Genomic DNA, 24,718 nt, shown 5'->3' with positions numbered 1-24,718 from the left:
GGCTCAGAAGTTGATCATGTGCCCGGACAGGCCGTGGATGGCCTCCTTGACCGCCTCGCCCAGGGTCGGGTGGGCGTGCACGTTGCGGGCCACCTCGTGCACCGTGAGGTCCCACTGCTGAGCCAGGGTCAGCTCGGGCAGCAGCTCGGTGACCTCGGGGCCGATCAGGTGGGCGCCGAGCAGCTCGCCGTGGGTGTTGTCGCTGATCACCTTGACGAAGCCGATCGGGTGGCCGAGGCCGTGCGCCTTGCCGTTCGCGGTGAAGGGGAACTTGGCGACCTTGACGTCGAAGCCCTTCTCGCGGGCCTGCGCCTCGGTGTAGCCGAAGCTCGCCACCTGCGGCTGGCAGAAGGTGGCGCGCGGCACCATCACGAAGTCGATCTCCATGGTCTCGGCGCCGCCGATGGTCTCGGCCGCGATGATGCCCATGGACTCGGCGGCGTGCGCCAGCATCAGCTTGGCGGTGACGTCGCCGATGGCGAAGATGTGCGGCACGTTGGTGCGGCCGCGGCCGTCCACCGCGATGGCCCGGCGCTCGGTCAGCGCGACGCCGGTGGCCTCCAGGCCGTAGCCGTCCACCCGCGGGGCGAAGCCGATCGCCTGCAGCACCTTGTCGGCCTCCAGCACCTGCTGCTGGCCGTCCTTGGTCACGGTGACCCTGACCTTGGTGTTCGGGTCGCTGTCGTCGATCGCGTCGACCCGGGTCGAGGTGAGGACCTGGATGCCCAGCTTCTTGTACTGCTTGAACAACTCGGCGGAGACGTCCGCGTCCTCCAGCGGAACCATCCGGTCGAGGAACTCGACGATGGTGACCTTGACACCGTAGGAGTTCAGCACGTAGGCGAACTCGACGCCGATCGCGCCGGCACCGGCGATGATGATCGACTCGGGCAGGTTGTCGCTGAGGATCTGCTCCTCGTAGGTCACCACCCGGTCGCTGAGCGAGGTGCCAGGCAGCAGGCGGGTGGTGGCACCGGCCGCGATGATGCAGTGGTCGAAGGTGACGGTCGCGAAGCCGCCGGCGGTCAGCGCCACCTGGATGGTGTGGTCGTCGACGAAGGTGCCGCGGCCGTCGAGCTCGTCGATCTTGTTCTTCTTCATCAGGTAGTGGATGCCGGCGACCCGGCCGTCCGCCACCTTGCGGCTGCGCTTGAACGCCTCGTTGTAGTCGAAGGTCACCTGGCCGTCGACCTTGATCCCGTAGGTGTTCGCCTCACGGGTGAAGATGGAGGCCAGCTCGGCGTTGCGCAACAGGGCCTTGGAGGGGATACAACCGACGTTCAGGCAGACCCCGCCCCAGTACTTCTCCTCGATGACCGCGGTCTTCAGGCCCAGCTGGGCCGAGCGGACGGCCGCGGTGTAACCGCCAGGGCCCGCTCCCAGGACAACGACGTCGTAGTGCGTGGTGCTCATGATCCTCGTTCCGGCGTATCGGTGACAGACAACTCGTCTAAGACGCTGACGTCGACGACTGTATTCCCGTGGCAGCACCCGCCACTACGCGGGCTGCTTCTCCAAGTGGGTGAGGAAGTCAAGCAGCGCCTCGTTGACCTCGGCCGGGCGCTCCTGCTGGGTCCAGTGGCCGCAGCCGGGCAGGGTGACGGTGCGGTGCAGCTTGGGTACGGTGAGCGGCAGTTGCTCGATCAGCTTGTCCACGCCGTGCAGGCTGGTCACCATGTCGCGGTCGCCGACCACGTAGAGCGCCGGGACGGTGACACCCAGGCCCTGGAAGGCGGCGAGCAGCTCCCAGTTGCGGTCGATGTTGCGGTACCAGTTGAGCGGGCCGGTGAAGGCGTGTTCGCCGTGCCGGGCGTAGTCCTCGACGAAGGCCTGGATGTCCTGCTCGGTCAGCCAGCCGGGCAGCTCGGCGGCGGCGTCGAGCATGCCGACCAGCCCCTGGCCCTCGGGCACCACCCAGGGCCGGGGCTCGCGCCCGCTGTCGCCGCTGCCGCCCACCAGCGTCTGGCGGAAGGTGGCGGCGGGGTCGGCGGCCAGCTCGCGGTCGGCCACCCCCTCGGGCTGGAAGTAGAGCTGGTAGAAGCGGTCGCCGTAGAGACGGCGGCTGACGGCGGTGGGGGCCAGGCCGCCCGGCAGCGACGGCGGCACGCTGAGCCCCGCGACGCCACGTACCAGGTCGGGGCGGAGTGCCGCCGTGAGCCAGGCGACCGGCGCGCCCCAGTCGTGGCCGACCACTACGGCCGACTCCTCGCCGAGCGCCTTGATCAGCGCCACCACGTCACCGACCAGGTGCGGCAGCGTGTATGACGTCACGTCGGCGGGGCGGTCGCTGCGGGCGTAGCCGCGCTGGTCGGGGGCCACCACCCGGTAGCCGGCCGCGGCCAGCGGCGCGAACTGGTGCCGCCAGGAGTACCAGCTCTCGGGGAAGCCGTGCAGCAGCAGGACCAGCGGCCCCTCCCCCTGCTCGGCGATGTGCAGACGTATTCCGTTGACCTCGACAGAACCGTGCGTGAGCGGGTTGACCACGGCTACTCCTCGGTAGGGACTCGGCTGGGAGCAGCATAAGCCGCACTCACACGTGGAACAGCCCCGTGCCCCGGCCCGCCGGAGCGGGTCGGGGCACGGGGCGTGCGATGCGGACGGGCTTGGCCGTCGCGTCAGTTGACCTCAGGTCAGATGCTCAGCACCTGGCCGGGCATGATCAGGTTGATGTCGCCACCGATGACCTGGACGTTCTTGTTGTACAGCGACTGGACGCTGACGCCGTGGGCGGCGGCGATGGCGCTCAGGGTGTCACCGCTCTTGACGGTGTAGCTGCCGCCGTTGGCCTTGGCGACGCGGTAGTCGCGGTGGCCCTGGCCGGCGTCCGACTTCGGCGCGGCGGGGGCGGCCGGCTTCGCGGGCTGCGGGGCCGGGGTGGCCTGCTTCACGGGCTGCGGGGCCGGGGTGGCGGCCTGCTTCACCGGGGCGCTCTGCTGGACCGGGGCGGCCGGGGCGGCCTGCTTCACCGGGGCGCTCTGCGTGGTGGTGCTGGTGGTGGTGCTGGCGGCGGCCGGGGTGGAGGTGTCCACCTGGGCGGGGGCGCCACCGGCGGTCAGGCCCGCCTTGACGGAGCAGATCGGCCAGGCACCCGGGCCCTGGTCCGCCAGGACCTTCTCGGCGACCGAGATCTGCTGGGCCTCGGTGGCCTGGTAGGCGGCCGGCGCGTACTGGGTACCGCCGTACGCGGCCCAGGTCGACGGGGTGAACTGCAGGCCGCCGGAGAAGCCGTTGCCGCTGTTGATGCTCCAGTTGCCGGTGCTCTCGCACTGGGCGACCGCGTCCCACGTGGAGGTGGGAGCGGCAGAGGCCGTGGTGGCCGTGACGAGGCCCGCCACCGGAAGGGCGGCGATCACGCCACCCATGACGGCCATCCGGACCCGGTTGCGCTTCTTGGGGGTCTCGGTGGCGACGGCGGTGGTGGTGGCGGCGTTCTCGTTACGGAAAGTCAATGTTGTCCCTCTCGACAAGGTCCCGGGGCCGCACGGAACCAAGGTCAGCTGACTGACGTGGTTCCCGGCCGCGTCCGTTGGACGGAGAGTGACGTGTCCGACGTCCTGCATCCGTCCGGCGCACCCGACCCGCACCACGTGAACCGCGGTGGGGCCTTTCGGGTGATCCCGGGTAGCGCTCGCTGCGCTGAGATCGAAGTTAGGCAACCGGATGTCCGGTTTCAACCATTTTGGGATCAGCGCAGGCCAGAGGCTGTTACCCGCGGAAACTTCGGGAGCAAATCGGACTAAAACCACCGAAAACTCGGCAAAGTAGCGAGGCTTCCTGAGGCTCGATGTGACGCAGCCCACCGGGAAAAGCCGCCGGATTATCAGCTGAGCGTCATAGCGGAACCGCCCTTGGTGAGAATCCGGGCCTCCCGTGGCCCGGGCCACACGCCCGGCCCGCGATCACGGGCCGCCTCACGGCCACACGAGCTCGCGCGTCCAGGCGTCACCGGCGCGGCGGTAGACCAGCCGGACGTGCTGCCGGTCGAAGGAGCCCTGCCAGAACTCCACCTGCTCGGCCCGCACCCCGTACCGGACGTACGCGGGGTCCAGCAGCTCCGGATCCTCGGCCAGCCGCCGCTCGGCGGCCTGCCAGGCGGCGCGGAACTCGGCCGGCTCGGCCAGCGGCTCGCTCTGCCGCCCGACCAGGGCCGCCACCCGGCTCTTCGTGCTCAGCGCCCGGAACACCTCGGCCAGCCGCTCGGCCGGCGTGGTCACCACCGGCCCGCGCACCCGCACCTGCCGACCCAGTGCCGGCCAGTACCAGGTGAGCGCCGCGCGCGGGTCGGCGGCCAGCTGGCGCCCCTTGGGACTGTCGGCGCCGGCGTGGAACGACCAGACACCCGCCACGGGGTCCAGCTCGCGCAGCATCACCACCCGGGCGTCCGGAGTGCCGTCCAGCCCGGTGGTGCCGAGGACGGCCACCTGGGCGTCGGGCACCTCGGCCCGCATTGCCCCCGTCAGCCAGTCGACGAACAGCTCCCCCGGACCGGCCGGCGCCGCCTCGGGGTCGAAGCCCGGCAGCTCGCGGGCCATCGCGGGGCGGGCGAAGAGCAGCTCCCGCAGCTCGGCGAGGCGGCGGTCCGGCGACTCGGTCATCAGCGCTCCAGAAGGTGTTGATCGGCTATGACGTGCCGGTCGGCCAGGCGGCCAGGGTCCGGCGCGAGCGCAGCCGCAGCTCGCGCCCGGTGATCGGATCGGTGAACTCCAGGGTGGTCGCCAGCAACTGCAGCGGCCGGCTGAAGTCGTCCGGCGCGACGGGCGGCAGCACCACGGGGTAGACCGGGTCGCCGACGATCGGCGCACCCAGCGAGCTCATGTGCAGGCGCAGCTGGTGGGTCCGCCCGGTCAGCGGCGCCAGCCGGTAGCGGGCCAGCCCGCCGCGCCGCTCCAGCAGCTCGACCCGGCTGACCGCGTTCACCTCGCCGGGCTCCTCCCGGGCCGCGATCACCCCGCGCTCCTTGACCATCCGGCTGCGCACGGTGCGCGGCTGCTCCAGTTCGGCCCGGTAGGGCGCCACCGCCTGGTACTCCTTGTGCACCAGCCGGTCGCGGAACAGGCCCTGGTAGGCGCCACGCACCCGGGGGTCGGCGATGAACATCACCAAGCCCGCGGTCAGCCGGTCCAGCCGGTGCGCGGGCACCAGGTGCGGCAGGTCCAGCTCGGTGCGCAGCCGGGAGAGCGCCGTCTCCACCACATGGCTGCCGCGCGGCGTGGTGGCAAGGAAGTGCGGCTTGTCGACCACCACCAGGCGCTCGTCCCGGTGCACCAGCTCCACCGGGAACGGGACCGGCGTCTCGACGGGCAGATCGCGGTGGAACCAGACGCTGGCGCCGGCCTGATAAGGGGTGGCCGCGTCGATCGGGCCGTCGGCGGTGACGATCTCGCCGCCCTGGACCATCTCGGCGAGCCGGTCCCCCACCTCGTCCGGGAGCCGGTGCGCCAGGTAGTCGGCGACCGTGGCCCAGCTACCGTCCAGCGGCAGTCGGACCCGCACCGGATCGACTCCCTGCCGCTGGGGCAGCGGGGCGGGGGCGGGCGGGGTCCGGCGTCTCATGCAGCAGAGCTTATAGAGGAGCGTTCCCACCCCGCCCGGGCGGCCGGGCCGCGCCGGGGACGGACCGGCTGCGAATTGCCGGGCTGTCGCGGGTCCGGCCGGGTATGGTCGGTCGTCGGCCATCCACCCAGCCGCGAATGCGAGGTCAGATGTCGGTCGTCTCCGACGAGTTGCTCCCGCTGGAACTGCTTCCGCAGACCCGCCGGGCCCTGCTCCACCGGATCGCGGTCGGCCAGGCGGAGGGCCGGACGCCCTCGCTGGTCGGGGCCGTGATGCGCAGCGGGCGCATGGCCTGGTCCGGCGCGCGCAGCATGATCGAGGGCCACGCGCCCGACGCCAACGTGCAGTTCCGGATCGGCTCGATTACCAAGACCTTCACCGCCGTGCTGGTGCTGCGGCTGCGTGACGAGGGCCTGCTCGATCTGGCCGACCCACTGGAGCAGCACCTGCCCGGCACCGCCGCCGGGCACGCCACCATCCGCGAGCTGCTCTCCCACACCGCGGGGCTGGCCGCGGAGCCGCCCGGCCCGTGGTGGGAGCGCACCCCCGGCTCGCTGCGCCCGGAGCTGTCCGATCTGCTGGAGGAGCAGCCGTTCCGGTACCCGGCCGGGGAGCGCTTCCGCTACTCCAACCCGGGGTACGCGCTGCTGGGCGCGCTGGTCGCGCGGCTGCGCGGCGAGCCGTGGGGGGAGGTGCTGCGCCACGAGGTGCTGGAGCCGCTGGGGTTGATCCGCACCGCGCTGCTGCCGCAGGCCCCGCACGCGGGCGGGTTCGCGGTGCACCCGTGGGCCGACGTGATGTTGCCGGAGCCGCTCACCGACACCGGGGAGATGGCGCCGGCCGGCCAACTCTGGTCCACAGCAGCCGATTTGTGCCGGTGGGCGGCGTTCCTGGTCGGCGGGGACGACAAGGTGCTGGCCGCCGGGACGCTGGCCGAGATGCGCCGGCCTGCGAGCGCGCCCGAGGGCGATTGGACGCTCTGCCACGGCCTGGGCCTGGAGGTGAAGCGGCAGGACGGCCGGCTGCTGGTGGGCCACACCGGCTCGATCCCGGGGTTCGTGGCCGGGTTGTGGGCGAGCGAGAGCGAGGATCTGGCGGGGGTCGCGCTGGCCAATGTGACGTCCGGCACGTCCGCGGGAACGATCGCCGCCGATCTGGTGCGGATCGTGGCCGAGCACGAGCCGCGGTTCCCGGCGCCGTGGCGCCCGTTCACCGACGCCGATCCGAGCCTGCTCGCGCTGACCGGGCCCTGGTACTGGGGGACGAGGTCGCTCGCCGTGCATCTGCGGGCGGGCGGCGAGCTGGAGCTGCGGGAGCCGGCCACCGCCTCGGCGCCCACTCGGCTGCGCCCGGAGGCCGACGGCAGCTGGACCTGTCTGGACGGCTACTACGCGGGCGAGCCACTGCGGGTCGGCCATGCCGCGGACGGCTCGGTCACCCACCTTGACCTGGGCGGACTCATCCTGACCAGAGCGCCGTACGGCCCGGCGGAGGCGATTCCGGGAGGTGTCGACCCGACCGGCTGGCACGTCGGCTGACTCATCGTCAGAGGCCCCGGTCGATCTCCCACGACTTCCCCGGCCGAAACATGAGACAGCTCACATCAGCTTGTGATACGGCCGATGGTTTGTTTACGGTTCTTCTCGTTCGTCCTCACACGAACCTCGCTCTCCGGAACGCCGAGCCTTGCCGCCGGACCGAGCGAGCACGTGCACCCAAGCACCACGGCAAGGGCGGGGGACCCACAGGTAAGACCGCCCCACCCGGAGCTTCTCCGGGCGGGGCTTGGGGTGAAGCCGCGCCTAGCGCGGCCGGGCAACTCCAGCCCGAACCCGACAGCTCACCTCGTAGGCGTGGGAGAGGAAACACTTCATGCTCTCGACCAACGGTCGTCCCAGCCTGCCCAGCCGCTCCGCCCTCAAGCGCGCCGTCGCCGTCGCCGTGGTGGCCGGTGTGGGCGCCGGTCTCCCGCTGATCGCCGCCGGTGGCGCCAACGCCGCCACCCCGCAGCAGTACGGCCACCACGCCGTGCAGTCCCACCACGAGGGCGCTGCCCCGGTCGCCGCCCAGCCGGCCGCCGCGCAGGCCCCGGCCCAGGCCGCCCCGGCGAGCTACACCGTCGTCTCCGGCGACACCCTGTTCAAGATCGCCAACGCCCACAACGTGCAGGGCGGCTGGCAGAAGCTCTACGACCTGAACAAGTCGGTGCTCAGCAACCCGAACGTGATCTACCCGGGTCAGCACCTGGCCCTGGGTGCCGCCCAGCAGCAGGCCGCCGCCCCGGCGCCGGCCCAGCAGCAGAGCGCCCCGGTCCAGCACAAGTCCGCCCCGGCCGCGAGCACCTCCGCCGCCGTGCAGACCACCACCCAGGCCGCCGCCCCGGCGCCGGTCGCCTCCACCCCGGGCTCGCTGCAGGCGCTGGCCGCCTCCATCGTCCCGGCCGACCAGCTGGCCTCGTTCGACCAGATCATCAGCCACGAGAGCGGCTGGAACGTGTCCGCCACCAACCCGAGCTCCGGCGCCTACGGCCTGCCGCAGGCCCTGCCCGGCAACAAGATGGCGTCCGCCGGTGCCGACTGGCAGACCAACCCGGCCACCCAGCTGCGCTGGGCCCTGCAGTACATGAACCAGACCTACGGCAGCCCGAACGCCGCTTGGGCGTTCTGGCAGACCCACTCGGCGTACTAAGCCGGGTGACCCGGTCTCACCGGTCGGACCTGTCCGACCGACCGGTGCTGCTGTACCGCTGATCCCCTCTCAGCCCTTGGCCGGTCGGCCCGACTCCGCGTCGGGCCGGCCGGCCTCGGCGTTTCCTGGGACGGCGGCGGGGTCAGTCGGCTTCGCCGTAGCGCACCAGATAGCGGGCGAAGCCGGCCAGGTCGTCGTCGTCCCAGTCGGTGAACCGCTCCAGGAAGGACTGCCGGCGCATCTGGTAGGCCTCGTTGAGCAGTTTCAGGCCCGCCTCGCTGGGCCGCAGGATCTGGCCGCGGTGGTCGTCGGGGTCCACCTCCCGGACGATCACCCCGATCCTCTCCAGTGCGCCGACCTGCCGGCTGACCGTGGACTTGTCGAGCATGAAGTGGGCCGCCAGGTCGGCCGCCCGGCAGCCGCCGCGCTCGTGCATCAGGTCGAGCATGCTGTAGCTCACCAGGGACAGCTCGGGGTGCAGCTGCGAGGCCTTGTGCCGGGCCCGCCGGGCGAAGGCTGTCAGCTCGCGCTGGATGGTCTCGATCGAGGCGTCTCGGCCGGACAACGACGTCTCCTACAGGGCAAGGGCTACGGTTACCAGTGGCTACTGGTTGCAGAGCACAACATTACTGCCAGCGCGGCCACCCAGGGTGACATGGCCACCCCGGTGGCTGACGTCCTGTCAGGTATTTTCTAGGGTGGCGCCCGGGGGCGGGCGACTCGCCGGTCCCGGAACTCGGGAGAGGTGACTCAGCATGCAGCTGGGAGTGTCCCTGGAACCGCCGCGCTGGCCGACCGGCGCCGGCGGCTTGGTCCTGCAGACCGCACTGCGGGCCGAACAGCTCGGCCTGGACTATCTGCTGGCGTCGGACCATCTGCTGCACAGCGAAGGCGGCGCGGTCCTCGATCCACTGACCCTGCTCTCGGCGGTGGCCGGCGCGACCTCGCGGATCCGGCTCGCCACCAGCATCCTGGCGCTGCCCTACCGCCACCCGCTCACGGTCGCCCAGCAGGCGGCGGGGCTGGATGTGCTCTCCGGCGGACGGTTCGCGCTCGGCGTCGGCACCGGCTGGGATCCGGCGGAGTTCGCCGCCCTCGGCCTCGACGTGCGACAGCGCGGCGCCCGCACCGACGAGGCGCTGGCCGTGCTGCGGGCGCTCTGGAACGGCGCGCCGGTCGACTTCGAGGGCCGGTTCACCACGCTGGCCAAGGCGGTGCCCGCGACCGCGCCGCGCGCCAAGGGAGGGCCGGACATCTGGGTCGGCGGGCAGAGTGACGCCGCGCTGCGCCGGGCGCTCCGGTTCGGTGACGGCTGGCACGGCGGGGTGAGCACGCCGGAGCAGGTGCACGAGGTACGTGGGCGGCTGGACGCCTTCGGCGAGCAGGTCGACCGCGATCCGAGCGATCTGATGCTCTCCTCGGTGTGCTTCGTGGTGCCGCCCGGTTTCGAGCCGGCGGTGCCGCTGCCCGGTGAGCCGCTGGGCGGGCCGGGCGCGAGCACGGCGCAGCTGGTCGACGCACTCGGCCGGCTCGGCAGCGCGGGACTGTCCCTGGTCTCGCTCTGGATGCCGCTGGACGCGCTGCAGCTGCACGACGCCCTCGACTGGGTGGCCACCGAACTGCTCGGCCAGCTGCGCGCCGTCGAGCCCGCCGAGTAGACGCCGTTTGCGGACGGTGCGCGGGCGGCCCGGTAACCGGCCGCCCGCGCACCGTGATCAGCCGAGCTGCTGCGGCACGGCCCCCTCGCGCGCCAGCAGGAACTCCTTGCGCTCCAGCCCGCCCGCATAGCCGGTGAGCGCGCCGGTCGCGCCGACCACCCGGTGGCACGGCCGCACCAGCAGCACCGGGTTCGCCCCGATCGCGGCGCCGACCGCCCGGACGGCCGCGCGCGGCGCCCCGATCTGCTCGGCGAGCCGCCCATAGGTCGTGGTGGCGCCGTACGGAATGGCGTCGACGGCCTGCCAGACCCGCTGCTGGAACTCGGTGCCTTGGGCGCGCAGCTCGATGGTGAACTCGGTCACCTCCCCCGCGAAGTAGCCGCACAGCTGCTCGGCGATCCCGGCGAAGGCCGCCGGATCGTCCGCCCAGCCGTCCTGGACGACGGCGGCACGCTTCTGCCCGGTCATCGACAGCGAGCGCAGTGCGACCCCGCCCGGCGCGGCGGCGTCCCGCTCGCCGACCAGCAGCAGCGGCCCGAGCGGGCTGTCGACGGTGGTGTGGACGATGCCGCCCGCCTTCGTGCTCGTCTTCATGCTCGACTGAACGGTGCTGCTCACAGCGGTCTGCCTCTCTTCCTGCTGATCCTGCTACCCCTCTACTGTGCCGCCCTCCGAGGGCCGGGACCGGCGGATTTCGGACCTGGCATTCTGGTAAGGGCATGTGTGATTCTCACTTTTTGGTCACAATCACTTCACCGGCTACTCTCGATTGAGGTTCAAATTCGAACCAGCCCTGGCGTCCACCTCCGACGTCACCACCGAGGAAGCCGAGGAACAGGATCGAGATGGCCAAGCAGCCCCGCGACAAGCAGCCCGCCGACCGGATAGCCGACCGCCGGGCCAAGGCGGCCGCCGCCCGGCAGGCCGAGCTGAAGGCCGAGCGCCGGCGCCGCCTGCTGGTCCGCTCGGCCGTCGGCGCGCTGGCCCTCGCCGTGCTCGGCGGGGTCGGCGCCGCGGTGGCTTCCCAGAGCTCCGGCTCGCACAGCAGCACGGCCGCCGCGATGCCCGCCCATCCGCGCACCACCGCCGACGGCCGGACCAGCGCGGCCCCGTGGGACGCACCGGCCGACGCGAGCGCCGCGGTCGCCGCCGCCGGCCTGCCGATGCTGAGCAGCGAGGGCACCGCCGAGCACATCCACACCCACCTGGACGTCTACGTCGACGGCAAGCAGGTCACCGTACCGGCGCTGCTCGGCATCGACGAGAGCGCCCAGCAGATCAGCCCCCTGCACACCCACGACACCAGCGGCGTGATCCACATCGAGTCCCCGGTCCAGACCGACTTCACCCTGGGCCAGTTCATGACCGAGTGGCAGGTCTCGATGTCCGCCGACCACATCGGCGGCGCCACCACCGACCAGACCCACACCCTCACCGCGTACGTGAACGGCAAGGCGGTCTCCGGCGACCCGGCCGCGATCGTGCTGCACGCCCACGACGAGATCGCCCTGGTCTACGGCACCGCGGCGGAGAACTCCCAGGTCAACGTCCCCAACAGCTACGCCTTCGCCGCCGGCCTGTAAGCCGGGCCCGCCTCAGAAGCCGGTCGCGCCGTCCAGCCGCTCCCGCAGCAGGTCGGCGTTGGCCGTCCGGCCACCATCTCCACCCTCGAACGCGGAATCCGCCGAGACGACGACCTCGCCAACGCCTACCGCAACTGGCTCGAAGCCGCTTGACGGCCCATAGGAGCGTCAATGCCCCGGCTCCCGGTTGTCACACCCGCCGCCTAGCGTCTGATCCGTGCTCACCGCGACCGCCCTGCCGCTCTCCCTGCCCGACGACCTGATCGCCCTGCAGCAGCAACTGCTGTGCGCCGACCGGGCGGTGGGCGACTATGCGCTGGCCGTGCGCGACCGCCGCCGGGCCGCCTTCCCCGCGCCGCACCAGGCGGTCCAGCGCTGCACCTGGGCAGCGGCGGAGCAGCGGGAGTTCGACCGCCTCTGGACGGAGTACGAGCGGGCCGGCGCCGCCCTGCGGGCGCACCCGGTGCTGCTCCGCGCCCGGGTGCTGGGGATCGAGCCGGCCGCGCTGCAGGCGCTGCGCCGGGCCACCGCCGGGTGCTGACGGTCGGTCAGCCGGTTGGTCGGCTGCCGGCCGGACGCGGGCTGACGCCGCGCCCGAGGGTGCGGGTGACGCGGATCTCGATCACCACCCGCTCGGGGTTCGGCCGCGGTGTGCGGTAGCGGCGGGCGTAGCGCTCCTCCGCGTCGGCCACCTCGGCCCGCTCGGTGCGCAGCACGGCCCGCCCCTCCAGGGTGGCCCACCGCCCGCCGTCCACCTGGCAGAGCGCGACCCGGGCGCCGTCCGGGCCGGCTGCCGCCACATTGCGCGCCTTGCGGCTGCCCGCGCTGGTGATCACCCGGGCGGTCCCGGTCTCCGGGTCGAAGGTGGCACCCACCGGAACCACGTGCGGGGTGCCGTCCGGCCGCAGCGTGGTCAGCGTGCAGATGTGGCGCTCGACCCAGAAGGCCAGGAACTCGGGAGACAGTGCAGGGGCGTTCATGCCCTCACCCTAGCCAGCCGCGCACACTGTTCATCCCGCCCCCTGGGCGCCGGGCCTCACTCCCTCAATGATGTGCATGCCAGGCTCGGCGAACCTCCGTGGCCACCAAGGGAGCTCCATTCATGGACCCGAGCGGGCCTCAGCTCGGTCGGCGTACCCGGTCGGATGCTTCCGGCGGCATGGGTGCTCACCTGCCGGCAGGCGTCGCCATGGTGGTAGGTGTCCGAGACGTAGCGCAGCTGAAGCGTGGAGAAGTCCACGCCGCCGAGGTCGGGTTGGGCGACCGACGACATGTCGGCGCCCTGGTCGCCGAGTTCCTCGCTGAGCGAGTCATCGATCATGCACCTACCACTGGCTCGTCGACGGACACGCGTACAGCTCCCGGGACGCCGCGGCCCAGGCCTGGCCGGACGGACACCGCGTCACCGTCCGCATCGACCCGGCCCACCCCGGCCACCCGGCCCAGGTCACCCGCGGCTACTGGGCACTGTGGATCGGCGTCGCCGTCGGCGCCGTGGGCACGCCGTCCGCCACCCTGGCGGAGTGGGCCACCGAACCGGACCGGTGGTGACGCGGCCCGACTGCGAGGATGGGCGTTTCGGCGGGGCCCGTCACGCGGTTGAGCTGCGAGGTGCCCCGGCCTCTCCCGCGATCATGTCTGTGCGCGAGTCCGCGCGAGTCCGCGCGGACAGGCGCCGGCTGCGGCGGCCCCGCCGAGGAAGCGGCGACTGGTGAACGGCAAGCGCGACTCGGTCATCTGACCGACCTCCGGGTGAAGGCTGCGAGGTGACGGTCGTTCTGGGTGTGCGTGGACATCACGGACCGGCCACCGACGCGCCTTCTGGGGGGTCAGGCGCGCAGCACCCGCACGCCACGGGCGGTGATGGCCTTCTCCTGCGCCTCGTCGAGGACGTCGTCGGTGACCAGGTCGTCGATCCGGTCGAGCGGGCAGATCGTGGCGAAGGTCACCCGACCGATCTTGGTGTTGTCCGCGACGACCACCGAGCGGGCGCTGCTGCGCAGAAAGGCCCGGTCCGTGTGGGCCTCCATCTCGTCGTGCGTGGTGCAGCCCTCACTCGCGGTCAGGCCGTCCACGCCGATGAAGGCGATGTCCAGGTGGTACTGGTCCAGCATCCGCTCCGCCGCCGGTCCGACGAGTTCGTAGCTGGCCGTGCGGGCGTTTCCGCCGACGACCACCAGCCGGATGTCGGACCGGACGATCAGGTCGGCTGCGATGTTGACCGCGTTGGTGACGATGGTGAGCCCGCTGCGCTCGACCAGCGCATGGGCGATCTCGGTGACCGTGGTGCCGCCCGTCATGCCGACCACGGCCCCGTCCGGGACCAGCGCGGCGGCGGCAAGGGCGATCCGCCGCTTCTCCTCCTGCTGCCGACCGGCCCGGTGACGCAGCGGCAGCTCCAGGTTGACCGCGCCGGTCATCGCGCCACCACGGGTGCGGTGCAGCAGCCCCTGCTCGTGCAAGCTCTGCAGATCTCGACGGACGGTCGCCTCGGAGACGCTGAGCAGCTCGGTGAGGGCGTGCACATCCGCGCTGCCTTCCTTGACGATGTAGTCAAGAATGCGCGCGGTTCGATCAGCTTTGAGCATGTCGGGAGTGTAGCTCCAGGTAGGCGCGGTGCCGGTTGCGGTCCGCTTCGGCCCTGCGGGTGGGCCGGGTGGGAGGCCTGCGGCGCTGGGCGGCGCCACAGACCTCCCACCCGGAGTGTCGGATCGTTGTCAGGTCAGGAGGTGGGCGGGGTGCTGAAGGGCGCGGCCCAGGTCTGGTTGGTCTGGATGGCACTCGGCGCGGCGCCGCAGTCGTAGAGGTCCACCGGGGTGCCGGGCGCGGTGGTGGTGCCGCTGTAGACGTCGAGGCACTGGCTGGTGCCGGCGAGCTTCAGGTTGCCGTCCCGGTTGTAGGTCCAGGTCTGCCGGCCGGGAGCGGAGCCGCAGGGTGCGACGCCGACCCACTGGCCCGGTTTTCCGTTGATCGCTCCGGTGGCGGTGCCGCTCTGCGCGGTGAGGCAGAGGTTCGAGGTGCCGTTCTGCAGGAGCTGGACGGAGCCGTCGGTGCCCAGCTGCCACCGCTGGTTGGAGCCGCCGGTGCAGTTGTAGACGTCGACCGGGTTGCCGGTGCCGGTGCCGGAGCGGTAGTTGTCCAGGCAGAGCGAGGCCTTGCCCCAGTCGTCGCGCGAGGCGGTGATCTGGCCGCGCGGGGTGACGGTGCCGCAGCCGTTCTGCGGGGTGATCTTCAGCATCGCGTTGTCGTGCGAGCCGATGGTGAGCGGCACGCTGCCGGTCGAGCTGCTGGTGCTGTGCGCCCACAGGTCGCGCACGTCGTAGCCGCAGCCGGCGCCTACGAGGCCGAGGCTCGACAGGGAGAGCGTGTAGTTGGCGGACGTCGCACCCTTGTTGAGCACCACGACGGCCCGGCTGCCGTCGGCGAGCGGCTTGACCACGACGTCGATGCCGCCGGTCGCGGCCGGCGAGCCGTCGGCGTTCGCGCCGCCGCCGGACACCCGGTAGCCGCCGGCGCCCAGCGGGTCCTGGTCGACCGCGATGACCTCGGGGTTGCCCAGGATCGCCACCGAGGCCTTCAGGTGCGCGGCCTCGCTCGGGTGGGCGGCGAGGTAGGCGGGCTCGAACTTGCGGGCGTCGGTGGAGATCACCAGCGGGGCGGCCAGCGAGGAGAAGAGCGCCATCTGGCTGCGCTCCTCGGCGGTGGTCATGCCGTTGTCGCCGATCAGCAGCATGTCGGCGTCGTTCCAGTTGCCCGGGCCCTGGTAGCGGCTGAGCTCCAGGGTGTTGTCGAAGCTCTGGTAGGCGCCGAAGTTGTAGCCACCGCTGGGCAGCGGCTGGTTCCACGGGTCCTTGCCGTCGCCGTAGTTCCAGATATCCGGGCCGACGCGCCACAACTGGCCCAGCCCGCGCACCGAGTTCATCGAGGCGAACTTGTCCGAGCCGTTGCCGTAGGCGGCCGGCGCGGAGATGTTGAACATCACGTTCGGCGTCGGAGTGCCGGCCTGGTTCGCGTTGGTGACGGCCGTGTTCAGGTCGCCCGACATCCGGGCGTCGAGCGTCTGCATCGGCTCCACCTGCCCGCAGTTGTCGTACTTGAGCTCGTCGACCCCCCAGGAGACGAAGGAGTTCGCGTCGTTCTGCTCGTAGTACTCGCTGCCGTTGGGCAGGTTGGGCGCGGTCGGCGCGGCGGTGCTGCAGGTGTGCGTGCCGGAGGTCTCGTAGATGCCGAACTTGGCGCCGAGGCCGTGCAGGTAGTTGCCGTAGCCGCTCAGCTCGTAGTCGAAGCCCGGCTGCCGGGTGGTGTCGCGGACGTCGGTGGCGCCACCCCAGTTGAGCGCGCCGTGCAGGTAGCCGGAGCTGTTGCGGTACATCCAGCAGTCGTCGACGGTGACCGTCTTGTAGCCGGCACCGATGAGCCCCGCGTCGGACAGGCCCTTGGCGTTGTCCTCCATGTACTGCTGGAACGAGTAGTTCAGCGGGCTGGAACCGTCCAACGGGGCCTGCGGCGTGCAGGTGGCGCGCGCCCAGTTGTTGAAGCCCATCGGCGGGACCGGCGCGATCGGGGTGTTCGGCGTCGCCGCGGACGAGAAGTTCGCGGCCGGCCGGCTGACGCCGTCGTTGGCGGTCGCGGTGCCGGTGCCGAGGAGGCAGCCGGCCGGGATCAGTGCCACGGTCAGCACGGCGAGCAGGGGTCTGCGGAGCGTTCGGATTGCCACGGGGGTGGGCTCCTTGGGCCGAGGGTGGTTGCCGAGCGGCACTGCCGGGCCGCGGTCGGCGACGGCTCGTCATGGGCTGTCGGCGCATGGAGCCGAAGGGTTCTGTCATGGACAGGGACGCCTGACGAGTGGGTGACATAATCTGCGCACTATCAGGACCGAGTCAACAGGAACGCGCACAGGACTACTCGTGCGTGACACCTCGTCACGCGATGCCACCGGCCGCCCTACGCTCCGCCTGCGTTGGGCGGCGAGCACCCAAGGAACGGCGAACGACCTCGGCCGTAGCAGGTCAGACGAGTAGATTTCGGTCCATCGCAACGGTCCCGTAACGACATCTGGACCTGGCGGCCCGCCTCGTGAATACTTCGCGGACGGCAAGGGCTTTCGGAACTGCTCGAACTCTCCAGACTTTGTGCAAGATTGCGCAGTGAGTCCCCGGGTTCACGCAGGGCACCTGGCCGGTCGGGCGAGTCGGCGTGCGGGCACGGCAGCCATCGACACGGCTACCCCCAGGACGGTGTTTCCGAGGGCGACTGCCGGCTCTCAAACCCTCACGAGTGGTACCCGTTCACGGCGCGGGTCCGCAGGCACGAAGGCGGTAACTTCAGTGAACAAGCGCGTACTTGGTCTCTCGGCGGTCTGTGCGATCGGCGCTCTCGCACTCACGGCCTGCGGCAGCGGCAGCAGCGGCGGCAGCACCGCGAGCGGCCCGGTGACCCTCAAGCTCGTCGCGGCCGACTACGGCGACAAGGCGTCCAACAGCTCGACGCTGTACTGGAACGGCGTCGTCAAGGACTTCGAGGCCGCCAACCCGAACATCAAGGTCGACGTTCAGGTGATCAACTGGAACGACATCGACAAGCAGGTCAAGACGATGATCCAGAGCGGCAACATGCCGGACATCCTGCAGACCGGCGGCTATGCCGACAAGGTCGCCGACAACCTGCTCTACGCCACCCCTGACGTCCTGTCCGCCTCCACCGCGAGCAACCTGATCCCCAGCTTCGCCAAGGCCGGCCAGGTCGACGGCACCCAGTACGGCATCCCGTTCGTCTCCTCGGCGCGCGCCTTCTTCTACAACAAGGCGATCTTCGCCCAAGCCGGCATCACCACCCCGCCGCAGACCTGGGACGACGTCAAGAACGACGCCGCGCTGATCAAGGCGAAGGTTCCCGGCGTCACCCCCTACGCGCTGCCGCTCGGCCCCGAGGAGGCGCAGGGCGAGAGCATGATCTGGGAGCTCGGCAACGGCGGCGGCCCCACCGACGGTTCCGGTCACTACTCCCTCAACAGCCAGGCCGACATCGACACCTTCAGCTGGCTGAAGAGCAACCTGGTCGGCCCCGGCCTGACCTACGCCAACCCCGCCACCACCGACCGCAAGACCGCCTTCGCCGACTTCGCCGCGGGCAAGGCCGCCATGCTCAACGGCCACCCCTCGCTGATCCAGATGGCCACGGACGGCAAGGTCGACTACGGCGTGGCGCCGATCCCCGGCAAGACCGGCGCGCTCAAGTCCACCCTGGGCGTGGCCGACTGGATGATGGCCTTCAAGAAGAACGGCCACAAGGACCAGATCAAGAAGTTCCTGGACTTCGCGTACTCCGAGCAGAACACGCTGAAGTTCGACGAGACCTACAACCTGATGCCGGTCACCCAGGACACCCTGCAGGCGATGACCTCCAGCGGCAAGCACCAGGACCTGGCGCCGTTCTTCGCGCTGCTGCCGCAGGCGTCCTTCTACCCGGTGGGCGACACCACGTGGGACACCGTCTCGGCCCAGATGAAGCAGAGCATCGGCACCGCCGTCAGCGGCGACCCGGCCAAGGTGCTGGGCGACCTGCAGAAGAAGGCCCAGGACGCCGTCGCCAACAAGTAGCCCCCGGACGCGGGTGGGAGGAGCACGGGCGCCGGACTGCCGCTCCCCCACCCGCCGCGCACCGCACGTCGAAAGCCGTGCGGCAGGCACTGCCGCACACACACGGAAGGCACCACCCGTGTCCCTCGCCTCCACCGCCCCCAAGGCCCCCGGGCCGAGCCGGGGCGAACCGCCCCGCCGGGCACCGTCAAAGCCGCGGCGCTCGGGCCTCGACAGGCTGGGCCCGCTGCCCTGGATCGCCCCGGCAGTCCTGCTGATCCTGCTGGTCGTCCTGTGGCCCGTCTACGAGATGGTCCACACCTCGTTCCTGAGGATCAGCAGCAGCGGGTTCGTCCGCGGCTCGGCCGGCCTGGACAAGTACCGCAAGCTCTTCGCCGAGTCCGACCTCGGCCATGTCCTGGTCTCCACGGTCATCTGGACCGTCACCGTCGTCGGGCTGACGATGGTGCTCTCGCTGGCCCTGGCGCAGCTGTTCAACCAGCAGTTCCCGGGCCGTCGACTGACCCGCTGGGCGCTGATCGCCCCCTGGGCGGCCTCCGTCCTGATGACCGCCATCGGCTTCAAGTGGATGCTCAACCAGACGGCCGGCGTGCTCAACACCGCGATGACCGACCTCGGCCTGATCAGCGGCCCCCAGGACTGGCTCGGCAAGCCCTCCACCGCCTGGCCGTGGATGATGTTCGTCGCCGTCTTCGTCTCGCTGCCCTTCACCACCTACACCCTGCTGGCCGGACTGCAGACCGTCCCCGGCGAGGTGTACGAGGCCGCTCGGGTCGACGGCGCGTCCACCTGGCAGACCTACCGCAAGATCACCCTGCCGCTGCTGCGACCGGCCTTCCTGGTCGGCGTGGTGATCAACCTGATCAACGTCTTCAACTCCTTCCCGATCATCTGGGGCATGACGCAGGGCGGACCCAGCAGTGCCACGGCCACCACGACGGTCTTCATGTACCAGCTGAAGGACACCGACATCGGCGAGTCCGCAGCGATGTCGGTGGTCAACTTCGCCCTGGTCGTGGTCATGGTTCTGGCCTTCCTCAAGGCCAGCCGCTGGAAGGAGGACGAGAGCTGATGGACCGTCAGACAGCTTCCATCAAACCGAGGTTGCGGCCGCGCACGATGGTCGTCGCCGCCATCGCCTGGCTGCTGGCCGCGGTCTTCCTGCTGCCGTACGCCGAGATGGTGATCACCGCCCTGCGGCCCGCCGACGAACTGCGCGACCCGAGCTACCTCCCCCACCACTTCGCGTGGTCCAACTTCATCAACGTCTGGCGCGACTCCACCCTCGGCGACAACCTGCAGGTCACCCTGCTGGTGGCGGCCGGCTCCACGCTGCTGGCCCTGCTGGTCGCGCTGCCCGCCGCGTACTACACCGCGCGGATCAAGTACCGCGGACGCAAGTACTTCCTGCTGCTCGTCCTGGTCACCCAGATGTTCCAGCCCACCTCGCTGCTGGTCGGCCTGTACCGCGAGTTCTTCCAGCTCGACATGCTCAACTCCGTCTGGACGCTGATCCTGTGCAACGCCGCCTTCAACCTGGCGTTCGCGATCTGGATCCTCACCGCCTACATCTCCTCGATCCCGGTGGAGTTGGAGGAGGCCGCGATGATCGACGGCCTCGGGCGGCTCAGCGTGCTGCGCCGGGTGGTCCTGCCGCTGGCCATGCCGGGCGTGGTCACCGCCGTCATCTTCACCTTCATCTCGGCCTGGAACGAGTTCGTGATGGGCCTGACCCTCTCGACCGTCCCCACCAGCCAGCCGCTCACGGTCGGCATCAACAGCTTCATCGGCGACTACACCGTCCAGTGGAACTACCTCTTCGCCGGATCGGTCATCGCCATCCTGCCGGTGGTCGTCCTCTTCGCGTTCATCGAGCGCCAGGTGGTTTCCGGACTGACCGCCGGCTCGGTGAAGTAGCCACCACGCCGCCGCCCCAACTCGCGCCCCAGCCCGATCCGCTCCGAAGGAGCCCCCGCATGACCACCGCCACGCCCTCGCGCACCTCAGTCGAGATCGCTTCCCAGCCCGCCTGCTGGCGCCAGGCCGCCTCCTCACTCACCCAGCACGCCTCCGCCCTGCCCCGCCGCGGCGAGCGCGTCGCGGTCGTCGGCTGCGGCACCTCCTGGTTCATGGCCCAGGCCTACGCCGTGCTGCGGGAGAGCGGCGGCCACGGCGTGACGGACGCCTTCGCCGCCTCGGAGTTCCCGCAGGGGCGCGGCGGCTACGACCGGATCCTCGCCATCTCCCGCTCCGGCACCACGACCGAGGTGCTGGACCTGCTGGGCCGGGCGCGCGCCGCGGGCGTGCGCACCGCAGCCATCACCGCCGACCCCGCGACCCCGATCATGACGGCCGCCGACGAGGTCGCGGTGCTGGACTTCGCCGACGAGGAGTCGGTGGTGCAGACCCGCTTCGCCACCACCGTGCTCGCCCTGCTCCGCGCCCACTTGGAGGCCGAGGGCGCGCTGCCGGCCGGCGTGCCCACCCTCGCCCGGGCTGCGGACGACGCCGAGCGGGCCATCGGCACCCCGTTGGCCGCCGAGGCGTGCGACGCCGAGCAGATCACCTTCCTGGGGAGCGGCTGGACGTACGGGCTGGCGCTGGAGGCGGGGCTGAAGATGCGTGAGGCGGCCGGCGCCTGGACCGAGGCCTACCCGGCCATGGAGTACCGGCACGGGCCGATCAGCATCACCCGGCCCGGGCGGGTGGCATGGATGTTCGGCTCGCTGCCGCCCGGGCTGGCCGGTGACATCGAGCGGGTCGGCGGCACCCTGGTCGCCGACTCGCAGCACGCCGCCGGGGACTTGGACCCGCTGGCCGACCTGGTCCGGGCCCAGCGGCTGGCGGTCGCGGTCGCCGAGGCTCGCGGCTACGACCCCGACCGGCCGCTGAACCTCACCCGGTCGGTCGTGCTGGACGACGCCGATGCGTGAGGGCCCCGACCCGGGCGACTGCGTGATCGCCCTGGACATCGGCGGCACCGGTATGAAGGGCGCGCTGCTGGACCGCAGCCTGCGGCCCTTGCAGACGGTTCGCCGGGCGACCCCCCGGGGTGCCGGCCCGGGCGCGGTGGTGGACGAGATCGCCGCCACGTTGCGCGCGCTCGCCCAGCAGGCCGCCGGACTCGGACTGATGGTCCGTCACGGCGGGGTCGTCGTCCCCGGCATCGTCGATGAGGACCGCGCCCGCGCCGTCTCCTCGGCCAACCTCGGCCGGCGCGACCTCCCGCTCGCCGACCTCCTCGAACAGCGCACCGGACTGCCCGTGGCCCTGGGCCACGACGTCCGGGCCGGCGGGTGTGCCGAAGCCGTTCTCGGAGCTGCGCGCGGCGCGGTCAGCGACACCACGGCGCCCTTCGAGTTGACGGGGAGTCGGGCACCGTGATTCTCACCGTCACCCTCAACGCGGCCCTGGACGTCACCTACTTCGTCGACAGCCTGGTCCCCCACAGCTCACACCGCGTCGACACCGTCCACGAACGCGCCGGCGGCAAGGGCATCAACGTCTCCCGGGTGCTCACCGCCCTGGGGCGACCGACGACGGTGACCGGGCTCGCGGGCGGCCCGACGGGCACCGCGCTGCGCGCCGAACTGCACGAGGCCGGCCTGCGCGACGAACTGGTTCCCATCGCGGGCGACTCCCGACGCACCGTCACCATCGTCTCCCGCGAGGACGGCGACGCCACCGTCTTCAACCAGGCCGGGCCGGTCGTTCAGCCGGCCGACTGGACGGACTTCGGCACCCGCTACGCACGGCTGGTCCGCTTCGCCGACGTTGTCGTGCTCTCCGGCAGCCTCCCTCCCGGCCTGCCGCCCGACGCGTACGCGCAGCTCATCGCGGTGGCCGCGGCGGCAGGGGCCGCCACCGTCCTGGACACCAGCGGCCCGGCGCTGCTGGCCGCGCTGAGCGCCGGGCCCGACGTGGTCAAACCCAACGCCGCCGAACTCACCGCGGTCACCGGCTGCCAGGACATCGCGGCCGCGGCCGCCGAACTGCGTACCCTCGGCGCCCGCGCGGTGGTGGCCTCCCGCGGCCCGGACGGGCTGCACGCGCTGACCGCGCAGGGCAGTTGGCAGGCCGCACCCCCCGAGCAGCTCAGCGGCAACCCCACCGGAGCGGGCGACGCGTGCGTCGCCGCCCTCGCCGCCGGGCTCGCGGCCGGCGCGCCGTGGCCCGACACCCTGCGCGAGGCCGTGGCCCTCTCGGCTGCCGCCGTTCTCTGTCCCGTCGCCGGCGACTTCGACGGCCAGACCTACCACCGCCTGCGCACCACCGTTCCTGTGGAGGAGATCCATGACGCTCACCCCGACCGATGAGATAGCCCGAGCCGCCACCGAAAGCACTGTGGGCGTAGGCGCGTTCAACGTCGTCCAGCTCGAGCACGCGCAGGCCATCGTGGCCGGCGCCGAGGCGGCCGGGCGCCCGGTGATCCTCCAGATCAGCGAGAACACCGCCCGCTACCACGGCGCCCTCGAACCGATCGCGCTCGCCTCGCTCGCCACTGCCCGGGCCGCGAGCGTCCCCGTGGCCGTCCACCTCGACCACGCCGAATCGGTCGACCTCGTGCGCGAGGCCGTCGAACTCGGCTTCACCTCGGTCATGTTCGACGCCGCCAAGCTCCCCTACGCGGAGAACGTCGCCGCCACCCGGGAGATCGCCGCGTACTGCCGCAGCAGGGGTGTCTGGGTCGAGGCCGAACTCGGCGAGGTCGGCGGCAAGGACGGCGCCCACGCTCCCGGTGTGCGCACCGACCCCGCCGAGGCCGAGGAGTTCGTCGGCGCGACGGGCGTGGACGCCCTCGCCGTTGCCGTGGGCAGCTCCCACACCATGCTCACCCGCGACGCCGTCCTCGACTTCGCCCTCATCTCCCGCCTGCGCGACGCCGTGCCCGTGCCGCTCGTGCTGCACGGCTCCTCCGGCGTCAGCGACATCGACCTCGCCGAGGCCGTCCGGGCGGGCATGACGAAGGTCAACATCTCCACCCACCTGAACAAGACGTTCACCCAGGCCGTTCGCGCATACCTCGACACACATGCCGAGGCCGCCGACACCCGCAAGTACCTCGGCCCCGCCCGCGACGCCGTCGCGGCGGAGGTGGCGCGGCTACTGCGGGTCCTTTCCACAATCTGACACACCCGACCTGCGAGCCCGAACCCGGCCACTGACCCGGCCCATCCGCCTCGCGGCCGGGTCGGACATCCTGGATCACTGACGCTTCGTCAGCGAGTCCTCGGTCAGCAGCCGGCGCCGGGCTGGACGGGCTTGAGGGCGACGAGGTAGCCGTCCACCGCGTCGGTGACGCAGCTGTCGCTTCGCCCATAGGCGGTGTGGCCAAGGCCGTTGAAGGTGAGCAGCATGCCGCCGGGCACTGGGAGGCGGGGCTCTTCGCGTCCTCGTACGGGGTCGCCGCGTCTCCGGTGGTGCCCACCACCAGGACCAGGGCAGCCGTGCCACGGCCCACCGATCGGTTCGTCCGCTCATGTCCTCGCACTGCCCTGCTCCGTCCCACTTCAGCCAACTGCTGCGGCCGAGAGCCAGACCGAGCCACCATGAGGAATTCATGAGGACGTCAGCGGCTGTCCTCAGCCGACCGTGAACCGCGTTCGTCCCGCCCCTGGGCACAGGGCTTCACTCCCCCAATAATGTGCATGCCAGGATCGGCGAACCTTCATGGCTACCAAGGGAGTTCCATCATGGATCTGACCGGACCTCAACTGAGTCGGCGTACCTTCACCCGGTCGGCGGTCGTGCTCAGCGCAGCAGGCGCGCTAGCCGGGCTCGGCGCTCTCGGCACCGCCCGGGCCGCCTCGTCGCCCGGCGGCGCCGACTGGCTGGCCGCCCTGCCCGACAGCGCACCGCTGGCCCGGCTGACCATCCCCGGCACCCATGACACCTGCGCCCTCTACGACGGCCCGCTCGTCCAGTGCCAGACCCTGTCCGTGCCCGACCAACTCACCGCCGGCATCCGCTTCCTGGACATGCGCTGCCGGGCGATCAACGGCGTCTTCGCGATCCACCACTCGCAATTTTTTCAGAACATCTTCTTCGGCGACGTCCTCAACGACTGCCAGGCCTTCCTCGCCCAACACCCGGGCGAGACCGTGCTGATGCGGGTCAAGCAGGAGTATTCGACGATCTCCGACGCGGACTTCGCAGCCATCTTCAACACCTATCTCAGCCGCTGGCCCGGCCTGTTCTGGATGGAGAACCGCATCCCGACCCTCGGCGAGGTGCGCGGCCGGGTCGTGCTGCTCGCCGACAACGGCGGCCTGCCGGGCATCGGTTGGAACGGTCCGCTGATGGACCTGGAGGACGACTACGACATCGGCACCATCTTCGACTTCAACGGGCGCAAGTGGCCCGAAGTCTCCGCCCACCTGAGCGCGGCCGAAGCCGCCACCGATCCGCAGCGGCTGTTCATCACCTTCACCTCCTCCTCCGGCTGGGGCCTGTGGCCGCGCCAGGCGGCGGACGCCATGAACTCCGAGCTGTCCGGCTACCTCGCGGGGCTCGACCACGCCAGCCGCCCGGCGCTGGGCGTCGTCCCGATGGACTTCGTCACCACGACCTCACCGGCCGCCTGGTACGGGCTCAACTTCGGCGCCTGACTTCGGTGCCTGACGGAGGGGCTTCCAGG

25 protein-coding genes and 1 riboswitch are annotated in these 24,718 nt (G+C 71.3%); of the genes, 13 read left to right on the top strand and 12 right to left on the bottom strand.

Going from position 1 to position 24,718, the window contains the following annotated elements:
- Nucleotides 1–3 precede the first annotated feature (3 nt).
- The 5 genes from lpdA to P3T35_RS10865 all read right to left on the bottom strand — a co-directional run bounded on the left by lpdA (nt 4) and on the right by P3T35_RS10865 (nt 5,553).
- Nucleotides 4–1,413 carry a dihydrolipoyl dehydrogenase gene (gene lpdA / locus P3T35_RS10885; protein ID WP_101384512.1) on the bottom strand — a complete coding sequence of 470 codons (1,410 nt, stop codon included), beginning with the start codon at nt 1,411–1,413 and terminating at the stop codon, nt 4–6.
- An 84-nt stretch (nt 1,414–1,497) separates the two neighbouring features.
- Nucleotides 1,498–2,484, bottom strand: coding sequence for an alpha/beta hydrolase (locus P3T35_RS10880; protein ID WP_101384511.1), 987 nt, complete (start codon nt 2,482–2,484; stop codon nt 1,498–1,500).
- A gap of 146 nt (nt 2,485–2,630) precedes the next feature.
- Complete coding sequence (locus P3T35_RS10875) at nt 2,631–3,449, bottom strand: transglycosylase family protein (RefSeq protein ID WP_101384510.1); 819 nt, start codon at nt 3,447–3,449, stop codon at nt 2,631–2,633.
- Between the two features lie 462 nt (nt 3,450–3,911).
- The gene (locus tag P3T35_RS10870) at nt 3,912–4,595 is read right to left on the bottom strand and encodes a pyridoxal 5'-phosphate synthase (protein ID WP_101384509.1); all 684 of its coding nucleotides are present in this window, start codon (nt 4,593–4,595) and stop codon (nt 3,912–3,914) included.
- 25 nt (nt 4,596–4,620) lie between these two features.
- Complete coding sequence (locus P3T35_RS10865; RefSeq protein WP_101384508.1) at nt 4,621–5,553, bottom strand: pseudouridine synthase; 933 nt, start codon at nt 5,551–5,553, stop codon at nt 4,621–4,623.
- Nucleotides 5,554–5,690: 137 nt separating this feature from the next.
- Here P3T35_RS10865 and P3T35_RS10860 point away from each other — a divergent pair, with 137 nt between their 5' ends.
- Nucleotides 5,691–7,091, top strand: coding sequence for a serine hydrolase domain-containing protein (locus tag P3T35_RS10860; RefSeq protein WP_280705568.1), 1,401 nt, complete (start codon nt 5,691–5,693; stop codon nt 7,089–7,091).
- A 164-nt stretch (nt 7,092–7,255) separates the two neighbouring features.
- Nucleotides 7,256–7,422, top strand: a riboswitch (cyclic di-AMP (ydaO/yuaA leader).
- Nucleotides 7,423–7,425: 3 nt separating this feature from the next.
- Nucleotides 7,426–8,241 carry a LysM peptidoglycan-binding domain-containing protein gene (locus tag P3T35_RS10855; protein WP_101384507.1) on the top strand — a complete coding sequence of 272 codons (816 nt, stop codon included), beginning with the start codon at nt 7,426–7,428 and terminating at the stop codon, nt 8,239–8,241.
- Between the two features lie 142 nt (nt 8,242–8,383).
- Here the strand turns inward: P3T35_RS10855 and P3T35_RS10850 are convergent, their stop codons facing one another.
- Nucleotides 8,384–8,806 carry a MarR family transcriptional regulator gene (locus P3T35_RS10850; RefSeq protein ID WP_101384506.1) on the bottom strand — a complete coding sequence of 141 codons (423 nt, stop codon included), beginning with the start codon at nt 8,804–8,806 and terminating at the stop codon, nt 8,384–8,386.
- Between the two features lie 190 nt (nt 8,807–8,996).
- Here P3T35_RS10850 and P3T35_RS10845 point away from each other — a divergent pair, with 190 nt between their 5' ends.
- Nucleotides 8,997–9,899 carry a TIGR03619 family F420-dependent LLM class oxidoreductase gene (locus P3T35_RS10845; protein ID WP_101384505.1) on the top strand — a complete coding sequence of 301 codons (903 nt, stop codon included), beginning with the start codon at nt 8,997–8,999 and terminating at the stop codon, nt 9,897–9,899.
- A gap of 57 nt (nt 9,900–9,956) precedes the next feature.
- On the opposite strand, the gene P3T35_RS10840 is transcribed toward P3T35_RS10845, so the two are convergent.
- Entirely contained in the window at nt 9,957–10,493 is a 537-nt protein-coding gene (locus P3T35_RS10840) for a methylated-DNA--[protein]-cysteine S-methyltransferase (protein ID WP_101385574.1), read from the bottom strand.
- A gap of 251 nt (nt 10,494–10,744) precedes the next feature.
- On the opposite strand from P3T35_RS10840, the gene P3T35_RS10835 reads away from it, so the two are divergent.
- Nucleotides 10,745–11,482: a hypothetical protein gene (locus P3T35_RS10835; RefSeq protein ID WP_101384504.1), complete on the top strand. Its 738-nt coding sequence runs from the start codon at nt 10,745–10,747 to the stop codon at nt 11,480–11,482.
- A 217-nt stretch (nt 11,483–11,699) separates the two neighbouring features.
- Nucleotides 11,700–12,023 (top strand): hypothetical protein, encoded by a 324-nt coding sequence (locus P3T35_RS10830; protein ID WP_101384503.1) that lies wholly within the window; start codon nt 11,700–11,702, stop codon nt 12,021–12,023.
- A 7-nt stretch (nt 12,024–12,030) separates the two neighbouring features.
- Here P3T35_RS10830 and P3T35_RS10825 read toward each other — a convergent pair whose 3' ends face one another.
- From P3T35_RS10825 to P3T35_RS10810, 4 genes are all read right to left on the bottom strand, one after another.
- Nucleotides 12,031–12,462 carry a TIGR03618 family F420-dependent PPOX class oxidoreductase gene (locus P3T35_RS10825; RefSeq protein ID WP_101384502.1) on the bottom strand — a complete coding sequence of 144 codons (432 nt, stop codon included), beginning with the start codon at nt 12,460–12,462 and terminating at the stop codon, nt 12,031–12,033.
- 56 nt (nt 12,463–12,518) lie between these two features.
- Nucleotides 12,519–12,803, bottom strand: coding sequence for a hypothetical protein (locus P3T35_RS10820; RefSeq protein WP_101384501.1), 285 nt, complete (start codon nt 12,801–12,803; stop codon nt 12,519–12,521).
- A gap of 508 nt (nt 12,804–13,311) precedes the next feature.
- Nucleotides 13,312–14,070, bottom strand: a complete 759-nt coding sequence (locus P3T35_RS10815; protein WP_101384500.1) for a DeoR/GlpR family DNA-binding transcription regulator — start codon at nt 14,068–14,070, stop codon at nt 13,312–13,314.
- A 134-nt stretch (nt 14,071–14,204) separates the two neighbouring features.
- Nucleotides 14,205–16,199, bottom strand: a complete 1,995-nt coding sequence (locus P3T35_RS10810; protein WP_101384499.1) for an alpha-galactosidase — start codon at nt 16,197–16,199, stop codon at nt 14,205–14,207.
- 610 nt (nt 16,200–16,809) lie between these two features.
- Here P3T35_RS10810 and P3T35_RS10805 point away from each other — a divergent pair.
- The 7 genes from P3T35_RS10805 to P3T35_RS10775 all read left to right on the top strand — a co-directional run bounded on the left by P3T35_RS10805 (nt 16,810) and on the right by P3T35_RS10775 (nt 23,211).
- Nucleotides 16,810–18,081, top strand: a complete 1,272-nt coding sequence (locus P3T35_RS10805) for an extracellular solute-binding protein (RefSeq protein WP_101384498.1) — start codon at nt 16,810–16,812, stop codon at nt 18,079–18,081.
- Nucleotides 18,082–18,199: 118 nt separating this feature from the next.
- Nucleotides 18,200–19,153: a sugar ABC transporter permease gene (locus tag P3T35_RS10800; RefSeq protein ID WP_101384497.1), complete on the top strand. Its 954-nt coding sequence runs from the start codon at nt 18,200–18,202 to the stop codon at nt 19,151–19,153.
- Nucleotides 19,153–19,998: a carbohydrate ABC transporter permease gene (locus P3T35_RS10795; RefSeq protein ID WP_101384496.1), complete on the top strand. Its 846-nt coding sequence runs from the start codon at nt 19,153–19,155 to the stop codon at nt 19,996–19,998. Before P3T35_RS10800 ends, P3T35_RS10795 begins: the two co-directional genes overlap by 1 nt.
- A gap of 59 nt (nt 19,999–20,057) precedes the next feature.
- On the top strand, nt 20,058–21,014 hold the full coding sequence (locus P3T35_RS10790) for an SIS domain-containing protein (protein WP_101384495.1): 957 nt from the start codon (nt 20,058–20,060) through the stop codon (nt 21,012–21,014).
- Nucleotides 21,007–21,465 carry an ROK family protein gene (locus tag P3T35_RS10785; protein WP_101384494.1) on the top strand — a complete coding sequence of 153 codons (459 nt, stop codon included), beginning with the start codon at nt 21,007–21,009 and terminating at the stop codon, nt 21,463–21,465. The genes P3T35_RS10790 and P3T35_RS10785 overlap by 8 nt, the downstream gene beginning before the upstream one ends.
- Nucleotides 21,462–22,397 (top strand): 1-phosphofructokinase family hexose kinase, encoded by a 936-nt coding sequence (locus P3T35_RS10780; RefSeq protein WP_101384493.1) that lies wholly within the window; start codon nt 21,462–21,464, stop codon nt 22,395–22,397. Before P3T35_RS10785 ends, P3T35_RS10780 begins: the two co-directional genes overlap by 4 nt.
- Entirely contained in the window at nt 22,375–23,211 is an 837-nt protein-coding gene (locus P3T35_RS10775) for a class II fructose-bisphosphate aldolase (protein WP_101384492.1), read from the top strand. The genes P3T35_RS10780 and P3T35_RS10775 overlap by 23 nt, the downstream gene beginning before the upstream one ends.
- 104 nt (nt 23,212–23,315) lie before the next feature.
- Here the strand turns inward: P3T35_RS10775 and P3T35_RS10770 are convergent, their stop codons facing one another.
- Entirely contained in the window at nt 23,316–23,438 is a 123-nt protein-coding gene (locus P3T35_RS10770) for an alpha/beta hydrolase (RefSeq protein ID WP_280705538.1), read from the bottom strand.
- A gap of 336 nt (nt 23,439–23,774) precedes the next feature.
- Between P3T35_RS10770 and P3T35_RS10765 the strand changes: the two genes are divergently transcribed.
- Complete coding sequence (locus P3T35_RS10765) at nt 23,775–24,689, top strand: phosphatidylinositol-specific phospholipase C (protein ID WP_280705536.1); 915 nt, start codon at nt 23,775–23,777, stop codon at nt 24,687–24,689.
- Nucleotides 24,690–24,718 lie beyond the last annotated feature (29 nt).

It is taken from the genome of Kitasatospora sp. GP30, assembly GCF_029892145.1.
GTDB lineage: Bacteria > Actinomycetota > Actinomycetes > Streptomycetales > Streptomycetaceae > Kitasatospora > Kitasatospora acidiphila.
Note: the sequence above shows the minus strand (reverse complement) of the source record. Positions and strands in the feature narration are given on the sequence as shown.

Coding starts and splice junctions, on each gene's coding strand:
- lpdA (WP_101384512.1), bottom strand. CDS start 1,413: ATGAGCACCACGCACTACGACGTCGTTGTCCTGGGAGCGGGCCCTGGC.
- P3T35_RS10870 (WP_101384509.1), bottom strand. CDS start 4,595: ATGACCGAGTCGCCGGACCGCCGCCTCGCCGAGCTGCGGGAGCTGCTC.
- P3T35_RS10865 (WP_101384508.1), bottom strand. CDS start 5,553: ATGAGACGCCGGACCCCGCCCGCCCCCGCCCCGCTGCCCCAGCGGCAG.
- P3T35_RS10860 (WP_280705568.1), top strand. CDS start 5,691: ATGCGAGGTCAGATGTCGGTCGTCTCCGACGAGTTGCTCCCGCTGGAA.
- P3T35_RS10855 (WP_101384507.1), top strand. CDS start 7,426: ATGCTCTCGACCAACGGTCGTCCCAGCCTGCCCAGCCGCTCCGCCCTC.
- P3T35_RS10845 (WP_101384505.1), top strand. CDS start 8,997: ATGCAGCTGGGAGTGTCCCTGGAACCGCCGCGCTGGCCGACCGGCGCC.
- P3T35_RS10840 (WP_101385574.1), bottom strand. CDS start 10,493: ATGAAGACGAGCACGAAGGCGGGCGGCATCGTCCACACCACCGTCGAC.
- P3T35_RS10835 (WP_101384504.1), top strand. CDS start 10,745: ATGGCCAAGCAGCCCCGCGACAAGCAGCCCGCCGACCGGATAGCCGAC.
- P3T35_RS10825 (WP_101384502.1), bottom strand. CDS start 12,462: ATGAACGCCCCTGCACTGTCTCCCGAGTTCCTGGCCTTCTGGGTCGAG.
- P3T35_RS10820 (WP_101384501.1), bottom strand. CDS start 12,803: ATGATCGATGACTCGCTCAGCGAGGAACTCGGCGACCAGGGCGCCGAC.
- P3T35_RS10815 (WP_101384500.1), bottom strand. CDS start 14,070: ATGCTCAAAGCTGATCGAACCGCGCGCATTCTTGACTACATCGTCAAG.
- P3T35_RS10795 (WP_101384496.1), top strand. CDS start 19,153: ATGGACCGTCAGACAGCTTCCATCAAACCGAGGTTGCGGCCGCGCACG.
- P3T35_RS10790 (WP_101384495.1), top strand. CDS start 20,058: ATGACCACCGCCACGCCCTCGCGCACCTCAGTCGAGATCGCTTCCCAG.
- P3T35_RS10785 (WP_101384494.1), top strand. CDS start 21,007: ATGCGTGAGGGCCCCGACCCGGGCGACTGCGTGATCGCCCTGGACATC.
- P3T35_RS10775 (WP_101384492.1), top strand. CDS start 22,375: ATGACGCTCACCCCGACCGATGAGATAGCCCGAGCCGCCACCGAAAGC.
- P3T35_RS10770 (WP_280705538.1), bottom strand. CDS start 23,438: ATGCTGCTCACCTTCAACGGCCTTGGCCACACCGCCTATGGGCGAAGC.
- P3T35_RS10765 (WP_280705536.1), top strand. CDS start 23,775: ATGGATCTGACCGGACCTCAACTGAGTCGGCGTACCTTCACCCGGTCG.